This window comes from Pseudacidovorax sp. 1753 (assembly GCF_040544975.1).
In the GTDB taxonomy this organism is placed as follows: Bacteria; Pseudomonadota; Gammaproteobacteria; order Burkholderiales; family Burkholderiaceae_C; genus Xenophilus.
The window spans coordinates 76,586-87,675 of record NZ_JBEPKY010000011.1 but is presented as its reverse complement, the minus strand read 5'-3'; the positions used below and the strand labels follow the sequence as shown (position 1 = coordinate 87,675).

General features: G+C 66.1%; 17 protein-coding genes. All 17 read left to right on the top strand.

Going from position 1 to position 11,090, the window contains the following annotated elements; all coding sequences use genetic code 11:
- Positions 1-7 precede the first annotated feature (7 nt).
- The 17 genes from recG (at position 8) to rpsM (ending at position 11,089) form a co-directional block, all read left to right on the top strand.
- Complete coding sequence (gene recG, locus ABIC63_RS15400) at positions 8-2,134, top strand: ATP-dependent DNA helicase RecG (RefSeq protein ID WP_354320397.1); 2,127 nt, start codon at positions 8-10, stop codon at positions 2,132-2,134.
- A 61-nt stretch (positions 2,135-2,195) separates the two neighbouring features.
- Entirely contained in the window at positions 2,196-3,161 is a 966-nt protein-coding gene (locus tag ABIC63_RS15395; protein ID WP_114801399.1) for a LysR substrate-binding domain-containing protein, read from the top strand.
- 149 nt (positions 3,162-3,310) lie between these two features.
- Entirely contained in the window at positions 3,311-3,916 is a 606-nt protein-coding gene (locus ABIC63_RS15390; RefSeq protein ID WP_354320396.1) for a Dps family protein, read from the top strand.
- Positions 3,913-4,806: a 4-hydroxybenzoate octaprenyltransferase gene (gene ubiA / locus ABIC63_RS15385; RefSeq protein ID WP_354320395.1), complete on the top strand. Its 894-nt coding sequence runs from the start codon at positions 3,913-3,915 to the stop codon at positions 4,804-4,806. Before ABIC63_RS15390 ends, ubiA begins: the two co-directional genes overlap by 4 nt.
- 250 nt (positions 4,807-5,056) lie before the next feature.
- Positions 5,057-5,425 (top strand): 50S ribosomal protein L14, encoded by a 369-nt coding sequence (gene rplN, locus ABIC63_RS15380; protein WP_017760917.1) that lies wholly within the window; start codon positions 5,057-5,059, stop codon positions 5,423-5,425.
- A gap of 13 nt (positions 5,426-5,438) precedes the next feature.
- Positions 5,439-5,756 carry a 50S ribosomal protein L24 gene (gene rplX / locus ABIC63_RS15375; protein ID WP_017760916.1) on the top strand — a complete coding sequence of 106 codons (318 nt, stop codon included), beginning with the start codon at positions 5,439-5,441 and terminating at the stop codon, positions 5,754-5,756.
- 8 nt (positions 5,757-5,764) lie between these two features.
- Complete coding sequence (gene rplE, locus ABIC63_RS15370; protein ID WP_234193092.1) at positions 5,765-6,304, top strand: 50S ribosomal protein L5; 540 nt, start codon at positions 5,765-5,767, stop codon at positions 6,302-6,304.
- Positions 6,305-6,314: 10 nt separating this feature from the next.
- Positions 6,315-6,620, top strand: a complete 306-nt coding sequence (rpsN, locus tag ABIC63_RS15365; protein WP_043117682.1) for a 30S ribosomal protein S14 — start codon at positions 6,315-6,317, stop codon at positions 6,618-6,620.
- A 20-nt stretch (positions 6,621-6,640) separates the two neighbouring features.
- The gene (rpsH, locus tag ABIC63_RS15360) at positions 6,641-7,036 is read left to right on the top strand and encodes a 30S ribosomal protein S8 (protein WP_017760913.1); all 396 of its coding nucleotides are present in this window, start codon (positions 6,641-6,643) and stop codon (positions 7,034-7,036) included.
- A gap of 17 nt (positions 7,037-7,053) precedes the next feature.
- The gene (rplF, locus tag ABIC63_RS15355) at positions 7,054-7,587 is read left to right on the top strand and encodes a 50S ribosomal protein L6 (protein ID WP_234193091.1); all 534 of its coding nucleotides are present in this window, start codon (positions 7,054-7,056) and stop codon (positions 7,585-7,587) included.
- Positions 7,588-7,598: 11 nt separating this feature from the next.
- Positions 7,599-7,964: a 50S ribosomal protein L18 gene (gene rplR / locus ABIC63_RS15350; protein WP_043117689.1), complete on the top strand. Its 366-nt coding sequence runs from the start codon at positions 7,599-7,601 to the stop codon at positions 7,962-7,964.
- 26 nt (positions 7,965-7,990) lie between these two features.
- Complete coding sequence (gene rpsE, locus ABIC63_RS15345) at positions 7,991-8,509, top strand: 30S ribosomal protein S5 (RefSeq protein ID WP_017760910.1); 519 nt, start codon at positions 7,991-7,993, stop codon at positions 8,507-8,509.
- Between the two features lie 14 nt (positions 8,510-8,523).
- Complete coding sequence (gene rpmD / locus ABIC63_RS15340) at positions 8,524-8,709, top strand: 50S ribosomal protein L30 (protein WP_017760909.1); 186 nt, start codon at positions 8,524-8,526, stop codon at positions 8,707-8,709.
- 1 nt (position 8,710) lies between these two features.
- A complete protein-coding gene (gene rplO / locus ABIC63_RS15335; protein ID WP_017760908.1) occupies positions 8,711-9,142 on the top strand; it encodes a 50S ribosomal protein L15 in 432 nt (143 codons plus the stop codon).
- 26 nt (positions 9,143-9,168) lie between these two features.
- Complete coding sequence (gene secY, locus ABIC63_RS15330) at positions 9,169-10,488, top strand: preprotein translocase subunit SecY (RefSeq protein WP_017760907.1); 1,320 nt, start codon at positions 9,169-9,171, stop codon at positions 10,486-10,488.
- Between the two features lie 98 nt (positions 10,489-10,586).
- Positions 10,587-10,700, top strand: coding sequence for a 50S ribosomal protein L36 (gene rpmJ, locus ABIC63_RS15325; protein WP_017760906.1), 114 nt, complete (start codon positions 10,587-10,589; stop codon positions 10,698-10,700).
- 23 nt (positions 10,701-10,723) lie between these two features.
- Positions 10,724-11,089: a 30S ribosomal protein S13 gene (gene rpsM, locus ABIC63_RS15320; RefSeq protein ID WP_017760905.1), complete on the top strand. Its 366-nt coding sequence runs from the start codon at positions 10,724-10,726 to the stop codon at positions 11,087-11,089.
- Position 11,090: the final 1 nt, after the last annotated feature.

The following is an 11,090-nucleotide window of genomic DNA, read 5'->3' as shown; positions in this document are numbered from 1 at the left end:
TTGTCCCATGTCCGCGCGCCCCCTCGCTTCGCCTGCCCCTGCGCCCAGCGCCGCCCGCGCGCCCGGCAGCGGCGAAAGCCAGGTGCAGCGCGCGCTGAAAAAACTGGGCCTGTTGCGCGACATCGACTTCGCGCTCTACCTGCCGCTGCGCTACGAGGACGAGACCCGCATCGTGCAGCTGGCCCACGTGCGCGATGGCGAGCATGCGCAGGTCGAGGGCACGATCGTGGACAGCGAAGTCGTGTTCCGCCCCCGCCGCCAGCTCATCGCCACGCTGGACGACGGCACCGACACCTGCCAGCTGCGCTTCTTCAACTTCTACCCCTCGCAGCAGAAGCAACTCGCGCCCGGCAGCCGGGTGCGGGCGCGTGGCGAGGTGCGCGGCGGATTCGTGGGCCGCACCATGCTGCACCCGGTCATCAAGGCGGCCGGCACGGCGCTGCCGCTGGCGCTGACGCCCGTCTATGCCACGACGGCTGGCCTCGCTCAGCCCGTGCTCCGCCGCGCCGTGCAGGCCGGTCTGGCGCGGGCGCCGTTGGAGGAGTTGATCCCCCCCGAGTTGCTGCCCCACAACGCCTGGACGCTGCGCGCCGCGCTCGAATTCCTGCACCACCCGACGCCCGACGTGGCCCTGGCCGCGCTGGAGGACCGCAGCCATCCCGCTTGGCAGCGGCTGAAGGCGGACGAGTTGCTGGCCCAGCAGCTCTCTCAGCTGGAGGCCCGCCGCGCCCGCGAGGCCCAGCGCGCGCCCGTGCTGCGCGCGGGCACCGGCGAAGGCAGTCTGCATGCCCGCCTGCTGGCGGCGCTGCCCTTCTCGCCCACCGGCGCCCAGGCGCGCGCCGACCGCGAGATCGCCGCCGACCTGGCCCACCGCCAGCCCATGCACCGGCTGCTGCAGGGCGACGTGGGCTCGGGCAAGACGCTGGTCGCCGCATTGGCCGCGGCCCGCTGCATCGACGCCGGCTTCCAGTGCGCCCTGATGGCGCCCACCGAGATCCTGGCCTCGCAGCATTTCGGCAAGCTGGTCGGCTGGCTCGATCCGCTGCTGGCCGCCCAGGGCCGCCGCGTGGCCTGGCTGACCGGCAGCCAGAAGAAGCGCGAGCGCGACGCCATGGCGGCGGCGGTCGAAAGCGGCGAGGCCGCGCTGGTGGTGGGCACGCATGCGGTCATCTCGGAGAAGGTGCGCTTCCAGCGGCTGGCGCTGGCCATCGTGGACGAGCAGCACCGCTTCGGCGTGGCCCAGCGCCTGGCGCTGCGCGGCAAGGCTTCGGAAGGCAACGACGGCATGCAGGCGCTGGAGCCCCACCTGCTGATGATGAGCGCCACGCCCATCCCGCGCACCCTGGCCATGAGCTACTACGCCGACCTGGACGTCTCCACGCTCGACGAGCTGCCGCCGGGCCGCACGCCGGTCGTCACCAAGCTGCTGGCCGAGCACCGGCGCGACGAGGTCATCGCCCGCATCCACGGCCAGATCCAGCAGGGCCGGCAGGTCTACTGGGTCTGCCCGCTGATCGAGGAAAGCGAGGCGGTGGACCTGCGCAACGCCACCGCCACCCGCGACGAACTGGCCGACGCCCTGGGCGAGACGGTGCGCGTCGGCCTGCTGCATTCGCGCATGCCCACCGCCGAGAAGCAGGCCGTGATGGCCGACTTCAGCGCCGGCACGCTGCAGGTGCTGGTCAGCACCACGGTCATCGAGGTGGGCGTGGACGTGCCCAACGCCTCGCTGATGGTGATCGAGCATTCCGAGCGCTTCGGGCTGTCGCAGCTGCACCAGCTGCGCGGCCGGGTGGGCCGCGGCGCGGCGGCCTCGGCCTGCGTGCTGCTCTATGCGCCGGGCGACAGCGGCCGCGTGGGGCAGGCGGCCAAGGCCCGGCTCACCGCCATGGTCGAGACGGCGGACGGCTTCGAGATCGCTCGGCGCGACCTGGAGATCCGCGGCCCCGGCGAATTCCTGGGTGCGCGCCAGTCCGGCGCGCCGCTGCTGCGCTTCGCCGACCTGGGCACGGACCAGCGCCTGCTCGAATGGGCGCGCGACCTGGCGCCCCAACTGCTGGACCGCCATCCGGACCAGGCCCACCGGCATGTGGACCGGTGGCTGGGGACGAGGGCGGAGTTCCTGAAGGCCTGAAGGGCTGCCTGTCGGCAGGGCTTCGCCCGCCCGGGACCGGCGCGCATAATTGACGCAAGCTATGACCCTGACCGAACTCAAATACATCGTCGCGGTGGCGCGCGAGCGGCATTTCGGCAAGGCGGCCGAGGCCTGTTACGTCTCCCAGCCCACCCTGTCGGTGGCGATCAAGAAGCTGGAGGACGAACTCGAAGTCAAGCTCTTCGAGCGCAGCGCCGGCGAGGTGACGGTCACGCCGCTGGGCGAGCAGATCGTGCAGCAGGCCCAGTCGGTGCTCGACCAGGCCGCCACCATCAAGGAAATCGCCAAGCGCGGCAAGGATCCGCTGGCCGGCCCACTGAACCTGGGCGTCATCTACACCATCGGCCCCTACCTGCTGCCCGACCTGGTGCGCCAGAACATCGCGCGCACGCCGCAGATGCCGCTGATGCTGCAGGAAAACTTCACCGCCAAGCTGCTGGAGATGCTGCGCGCCGGCGAGATCGACTGCGCCATCATGGCCGAGCCCTTTCCCGACTCCGGCCTGGCCATGGCCCAGCTCTACGACGAGCCTTTCCTGGCCGCCGTGCCGGCCCAGCACCCGCTGGCCAGCCGCGAATGGGTCAGCTCCGACGAGCTCAAGAACGAGACCATGCTGCTGCTGGGCACTGGCCACTGCTTCCGCGACCATGTGCTGGAGGTCTGCCCGGAGTTCGCCCGCTTCTCCAGCAACGCCGAGGGCATTCGCAAGAGCTTCGAAGGCTCCTCGCTGGAGACCATCAAGCACATGGTGGCCGCAGGCATGGGCGTCACATTGGTGCCGCGCCTGTCGGTGCCGCCCGAGGCGCTCAAGCCCCGCAGCAAGGCGCGCAAGGATCTGGAGCCCATTGTTCGCTATGTGCCCGTGCGCGATGGCGAAGGCGGTGCGCCGCCCTCGCGCCGGGTGGTGCTGGCGTGGCGGCGCAGCTTCACCCGCTACGAAGCGATCGCGGCGCTGCGCAACGCGATCTATGCCTGCGAGTTGCCGGGCGTCAAACGTTTGTCCTGACGCGGTGCCGGCCTGCATCGCGGCCGGCTATGTCTTCGATAGAGTGCGGGGTGTTGCCTCCGGCAGGCCCCGGCGCCTAAGGTAGAGGCCTCGCCGCCTCGCTCTCCGAGGTTCACCTCGTTCCCGACCTCCCTCCAAAGGAAACCAGCATGGCCAAGATCCCCAAGTCGCCCAAGAAGGACAAGAACCCCGTCGTGGCTGCTGCGCCCGCGGCATCTGCCGGTGCCGTGCCCGACAAGGGCGGTGACCGCGTGGCCCCCGAATCCGGTGGCCGCAACGCGCCCATCATCAACATCGGCATCGACCGCCAGGACCGCGCCGCCATCGCCGAAGGCCTTTCTCGCGTACTGGCCGACACGTACACGCTCTATCTCACGACCCACAACTTCCACTGGAACGTGACCGGGCCGCATTTCAACTCGCTGCATGCCATGTTCATGGCCCAGTACACCGAGTTGTGGAATGCCACCGACGTGATCGCCGAGCGCATCCGTGCCCTGGGCCACTATGCGCCGGGCTCGTATGCCGAGTTCAGCAAGATCGCCACCGTGCCGGATGTGCCGCTGCAGCCGCCGCGTGCCATGGAGATGGTGCGCATCCTGGTCAAGGGCCACGAGACGGTGTCGCGCATCGCGCGCGAGTTCATCCCAGTGGCCGAAGAGGCGGGCGACGATCCGACCGCCGACATGCTCACGGCGCGCTGCACCGTGCACGACCAGACCGCCTGGATGCTGCGTTCGCTCCTGGAAGAGTGAGCGCCAGTGCCACCCAGCCGCCCGCCCGCCGCGGGCGGCTTTCTCTTTATCTGGACCTGATCCGCTGGGACCGGCCCGCGGGCTGGCTGCTGCTGCTCTGGCCGACGCTGGGCGCGCTGTGGTTCGCCGCAGACGGTTTCCCGGGCTGGCACCTCCTGGCCGTCTTCGTGCTCGGCACGATCCTCATGCGCAGCGCCGGCTGCTGCGTCAATGACGTCGCCGATCGCGACTTCGACCGCCACGTCAAGCGCACCGCCCAACGTCCCGTCACCAGCGGCGCCGTGTCGGTCAAGGAGGCGCTGGCCCTTGGCGCTGCCCTGGCGCTGGTCGCCTTCGCCCTGGTGCTGACGACCAACGGGCCGACGGTCGCCTGGTCCTTTGGCGCGTTGGCCATCACGCTGGCCTATCCCTTCGCCAAGCGTTTCGTCTCGCTGCCGCAGGCGGTGCTCGGTGTGGCTTTCAGTGTCGGCATTCCGATGGCCTTCAGCGCGGTGCGCGACGGCGCCGTGTCGGCGACGGCCGCCTGGCTGCTCCTGGGCAACCTGGGCTGGGTCCTGGCCTACGACACCGAGTACGCAATGGTCGACCGTGACGACGATCTGCGCATCGGCATCAAGACTTCCGCGATCACCTTCGGCCGCTTCGATGTGGCGGCGGTGATGGCTTCGTATGCGCTGTTCCTGGCGATCTGGGGCGTGCTGGGCCTGCGTGCCGGGCTGGGCGGAGCATTCGCTCTGGGGATGGCAGCGGCGCTGGGCCAGGCGTTCTGGCATTGGCGACTGATCCGCGACCGCACCCGGGAGGGATGCTTCCGGGCCTTCCGCCACAACCACTGGCTGGGCTTCGCCGTCTTCGCCGGCATCGTCGCCGGCTATGCCCTTCGCCCGTGATCCCGCAACACGGGCGTAAGGACGGCGCCAAACCAGGCGCTTGACAGCAATCCGCCTGCAACGCACAATAGCCGGCTTCGCCCTAAAAAGCGAACTCTTTCCGCCCAGACGGACGCGTGCAATCAGCAGAAGCGCCTTACGGCTTTTTTGTGTGCGCCGACGACGGGCCCAAGACTGACCGAACAGGTTTTTCGCGCCGGTGCACTGCCGGACGTCTGGCCTCAACGGTACAAGTTGGGAACTACTAGCAATGATCCAGACTGAATCCCGGCTCGAAGTGGCCGACAACACGGGCGCGAAGTCCGTCCTGTGCATCAAGGTGCTCGGCGGCTCCAAGCGTCGCTACGCCAGCGTCGGCGACGTCATCAAGGTGAGCGTCAAGGAGGCTGCGCCGCGTGGTCGCGTCAAGAAGGGCGAGATCTACAACGCCGTCGTGGTGCGCACCGCCAAGGGCATCCGTCGTGGCGACGGTTCGCTCGTCAAGTTCGACGGCAACGCCGCCGTCCTGCTCAATGCCAAGCTGGAGCCGATCGGCACCCGCATCTTCGGACCCGTGACGCGCGAGCTGCGTACCGAGAAGTTCATGAAGATCGTCTCGCTGGCCCCCGAAGTTCTGTAAGAAGGACAACGCCATGAACAAGATTCGCAAGGGCGACAAGATCATCGTGATCGCCGGCCGCGACAAGGGCAAGCAAGGCACCGTCAGCCTGCGCGCCGGTGAAGAACACGTGGTCGTCGAGGGCGTGAACCTCGTCAAGAAGCACGCCAAGCCGAACCCCATGAAGGGCACGACCGGCGGCATCGTCGAGAAGGCCATGCCCATCCATCAATCCAACGTGGCCATCTTCAATGCCGCGACCGGCAAGGCCGACCGCGTCGGCATCAAGCTGGTGGACGGCAAGCGCGTGCGCGTCTTCAAGTCCAGCGGCGAAGAAATCAAGGCTGCCTGAGGTACACCATGGCCCGTCTGCAACAACACTACCGCGAAAAGATCGCGAAAGAACTGACCGAGAAGTTCGGCTACAAGTCGCCGATGCAGGTCCCCCGCCTGACCAAGATCACGCTGAACATGGGCGTGAGCGAAGCCGTGGCGGACAAGAAGGTCATGGACCACGCCGTTGCCGATCTGACCAAGATCGCCGGCCAGAAGCCCGTCGTGACCAAGGCCAAGAAGGCCATCGCCGGCTTCAAGATCCGCGAAGGCCAGGCCATCGGCTGCATGGTCACCCTGCGCGGCGTGAAGATGTACGAGTTCCTGGACCGTTTCGTCACCGTGGCCCTGCCCCGCGTGCGTGACTTCCGCGGTATCTCCGGCCGGGCCTTCGACGGCCGCGGCAACTACAACATCGGCGTCAAGGAACAGATCATCTTCCCCGAGATCGAGTACGACAAGGTGGATGCGCTGCGTGGTCTGAACATCAGCATCACGACGACCGCCAAGACCGACGAAGAAGCCAAGGCGCTGCTGCAGGGCTTCCGCTTCCCCTTCAAGAACTAAAGGTGACCCTGTGGCAAAAGTTGCTTTGATCCAGCGCGAACTGAAGCGCGACAAGCTGGCCGCCAAGTACGCCAAGAAGTACGATGAACTGAAGGCGACCGCCAACGACGCGAAGAAGAGCGACGAAGAGCGTGCCGCCGCCCGCCTGGCGCTGCAGAAGCTGCCGCGCAACGCGAACCCCACCCGCCAGCGCAACCGTTGCGAAATCACTGGCCGCCCCCGTGGCACCTTCCGCCAGTTCGGTCTGGCCCGTGCCAAGGTCCGCGAACTCGCCTTCGACGGCGAGATCCCCGGCGTCACCAAGGCCAGCTGGTAAGCCAGGCAGGAGCAAGAAACATGAGCATGAGTGATCCCATCGCCGACCTGCTGACGCGCATCCGCAATGCGCAGATGGTCGCGAAGCCCACCGTGTCGGTCCCGTCTTCCAAGGTGAAGATCGCGATCGCACAGGTGCTGAAGGACGAGGGCTATATCGACGGCTTCCAGGTCAAGACGGAAGACGGCAAGACGAACCTCGAGATTTCGCTGAAGTACTACGCCGGTCGTCCGGTGATCGAGCGCATCGAGCGTGTGAGCCGCCCCGGCCTGCGCGTCTATAAGGGTGCCGGCGCGATACCCAAGGTCCAGAATGGTCTGGGCGTGGCCATCGTCACTACCCCGCAAGGCGTGATGACCGACCGCAAGGCCCGTGCAAACGGCGTCGGCGGCGAAGTGCTGTGCTACGTGGCCTAAGACGGAGGAGCTGAACAATGTCCCGAGTCGGAAAAATGCCGATCACCGTCCCCGCAGGCGTGGACGTGCAGATCAAGGGCGACCAGATCAGCGTCAAGGGCGCTGGTGGCCAACTGTCCATCCCGGCCAACGCGCTGGTGAAGGTGTCGGCCAATGATGGCAAGCTGACCTTCGTGCCCGCCGACGAGTCGCGTGAATCGAACGCGATGAGCGGCACGGTGCGCCAGTTGGTCAACAACATGGTGCTGGGTGTGAGCAAGGGCTTCGAGAAGAAGCTGACGCTTGTGGGCGTGGGCTACAAGGCTGCTGCCCAAGGCACCAAGCTCAACTTGGCCGTGGGCTACTCGCACCCGGTCAACATCGAGATGCCTGCCGGCATCACCGTCGCCACCCCGACCCCCACGGAAATCGTGATCAAGGGTGCCGATCGCCAACGCGTCGGCCAGGTGGCTGCCGAGATCCGCGCGGTCCGCTCTCCCGAGCCCTACAAGGGCAAGGGCATCCGCTATGCGGACGAGAAGATCGTGATCAAGGAAACGAAGAAGAAGTAAGAGGCCGCATGATGTTGACCAAAAAGGAACAGCGCCTGCGCCGCGCCCGCCAGACCCGCATCCGCATTGCCACGCAGGGCGTCGCGCGTCTGATGGTGAACCGCACCAACCTGCACATCTACGCCACCGTCATCTCTGGCGACGGCGCCAAGGTGCTGGCCACGGCCTCCACGGCCGAAGCCGAAGTGCGCGCCTCGCTGGGTGGTGCTGGCAAGGGTGGCAATGCCGCCGCCGCCACCATCATTGGCAAGCGCATCGCCGAGAAGGCCAAGGCCGCCGGCGTCGAGAAGGTGGCCTTCGACCGTGCAGGCTTCGCCTACCACGGCCGTGTCAAGGCTCTCGCCGAAGCCGCCCGCGAGGCCGGCCTGCAGTTCTAAGCGCCCGCGCAGAACAGGAATTCAAGATGGCAAAGATTCAGGCAAGAACGCAGAACGAAGGTCCCGAGGACGGTCTGCGCGAGAAGATGATCGCGATCAACCGCGTCACCAAGGTGGTGAAGGGTGGTCGTATCCTGGGTTTCGCGGCACTCACCGTGGTGGGTGACGGCGACGGTCGCGTCGGCATGGGCAAGGGCAAGTCGAAGGAAGTGCCCGCCGCCGTGCAGAAGGCGATGGAAGAAGCCCGCCGCAACCTCATGAAGGTGTCGATCAAGAATGGCACCCTGCACCATGAAGTGACCGGCCACCATGGCGCCTCCACCGTGATGATGTCCCCGGCTCCCAAGGGTACCGGCATCATCGCCGGCGGCCCGATGCGTGCCGTGTTCGAAGTCATGGGCATCACCGACGTCGTGGCCAAGAGCCATGGCTCGTCGAACCCCTACAACATGGTTCGCGCCACGCTCGACGCGCTGAAGAACTCGACCACCGCCTCGGAAGTCGCTGCCAAGCGCGGCCTGACGGTCGAAGAGATCTTCGCCTGAGCAGGAGAGACGCAATGACGACGCAACAACAGACCGTGAAGGTCCAGCTGGTTCGCAGCCCCATCGGCACGAAGCAGTCGCACCGCGCCACCGTGCGCGGCCTGGGCCTGCGCAAGCTCAACAGCGTGAGCGAGCTGCAGGACACGCCCGCCGTGCGCGGCATGATCAACAAGATCGCCTACCTGGTGAAGGTGCTCTGACATGGAACTCAACAGCATCAAGCCCGCAGCGGGCGCGAAGCACGCCAAGCGCCGTGTGGGCCGTGGCATCGGCTCTGGCCTTGGCAAGACCGCAGGTCGTGGCCACAAGGGCCAGAAGTCGCGTGCCGGTGGCTTCCACAAGGTTGGTTTCGAAGGCGGCCAGATGCCGCTGCAGCGCCGCCTGCCCAAGCGTGGCTTCAAGTCGGCTTCGCTGAAGTTCAACGCCGAGGTCACCCTCGCCGCGCTGGAGCAGCTGGGCCTGGCCGAAGTCGATGTCCTGGCACTGAAGCAAGCCGGCCTGGTGGGTCAGCTGGCCAAGGTGGTGAAGGTCATCAAGGCTGGTGAACTGACGAAGGCCGTCAAGCTGACGGGTGTCGGTGCGACCGCGGGTGCCAAGGCCGCCATCGAGGCTGCCGGCGGCTCCGTCGCCTGATCCAGACGCGAAAGCAAGGCAGCACAGTGGCAACCAACGCGGCAACGCTCGCGAAGACCGGCAAGTTCGGCGACCTGCGTCGCCGGCTGGTCTTTCTGCTGCTCGCCCTCGTGGTGTACCGTATCGGCGCGCACATCCCCGTTCCCGGCATCAACCCGGACCAGCTGGCTCAGCTGTTCCAGGGTCAGCAGGGCGGCATCCTGAGCCTGTTCAACATGTTCTCGGGTGGTGCGCTGTCGCGCTTCACGGTCTTCGCGCTGGGGATCATGCCGTACATCTCGGCATCGATCATCATGCAGCTGATGACCTATGTCCTTCCCTCCTTCGAGCAATTGAAGAAGGAAGGCGAGGCCGGCCGCCGCAAGATCACGCAGTACACCCGTTATGGCGCGCTGGGTTTGGCTCTTTTCCAGTCTTTCAGCATCGCTGTGGCGCTGGAGGCGTCTCCCGGCCTGGTGGTGGCACCTGGTTTCGGCTTCCGGTTCACCGCGATGGTGAGCCTGACGGCCGGTTCCATGTTCCTCATGTGGCTGGGTGAGCAGATCACGGAGCGGGGCCTGGGCAACGGCATCTCGATCATCATCTTCGCCGGTATCGCTGCGGGCTTGCCCAATGCGATCGGCGGGTTGCTGGAGCTGGTGCGTACCGGCGCCATGAGCGTGATCGTGGCCCTGTTCATCGTGGCGTTGGTCGTGCTGGTCACCTACTTCGTGGTGTTCGTCGAACGCGGACAGCGCAAGATCCTGGTGAACTATGCGCGCCGTCAGGTGGGCAACAAGGTCTATGGTGGACAGGCTTCGCACCTGCCGCTGAAGCTGAATATGGCTGGCGTGATCCCCCCGATCTTCGCCTCGTCCATCATCCTGCTGCCCGCAACGGTGGTGGGTTGGTTCAGCACTGGCGACAGCATGCGCTGGCTCAAGGACATCGCTTCTGCGCTGGCCCCGGGACAGCCGATCTACACGCTGCTGTACGCAGCAGCGATCGTGTTCTTCTGCTTCTTCTACACGGCGCTCGTGTTCAACAGCCGCGAGACCGCCGACAACCTGAAGAAGAGCGGTGCGTTCATCCCCGGGATCCGTCCTGGTGACCAGACCGCCCGCTACATCGACAAGATCTTGCTGCGTCTGACGCTGGCTGGCGCGGTGTACATCACCTTCGTCTGCCTGCTGCCGGAGTTCCTGATCCTGAAGTACAACGTGCCGTTCTATTTCGGCGGTACCTCGTTGCTGATCCTGGTGGTCGTGACGATGGACTTCATGGCCCAGGTGCAGAACTACCTGATGTCGCAGCAGTACGAATCGCTGCTCAAGAAGGCCAACTTCAAGACGACGTTGGGTGGTTGAACGCAAGGTCGAGTGAACGCCCTGCCGCGACGAGCCGGGCACGCACATCGTGTTTCGGGCGTCCTAGGGTCGCCACAGTAAGAGTTAGGAGAAATGAAATGAGAGTTTCGGCATCGGTCAAGCCCATCTGCCGCAATTGCAAGGTCATCCGCCGCAAGGGTGTGGTGCGCGTGATCTGCACCGACCCGCGCCACAAGCAGCGCCAGGGTTGATTCGAGAGTTCTAGAGGACGCACATGGCACGTATTGCTGGCATCAACATCCCGCCGCACAAGCACGCCGAGATCGGCCTGACGGCAATCTTCGGCATCGGCCGTACCCGCGCTCGCAAGATCTGCGAAGCCTGCGGCATCGACTACGCCAAGAAGATCAAGGACCTGACGGACGCCGATCTCGAAAAGATCCGCGACCAGATCGCCCAATTCACGATCGAGGGTGACCTGCGTCGTGAAACCACGATGAACATCAAGCGCCTGATGGACATCGGCTGCTACCGCGGCTTCCGCCATCGTCGCGGTCTGCCGATGCGTGGTCAGCGCACGCGCACCAACGCCCGTACCCGCAAGGGTCCGCGCAAGGCTGCCCAGGCCCTGAAGAAGTAAA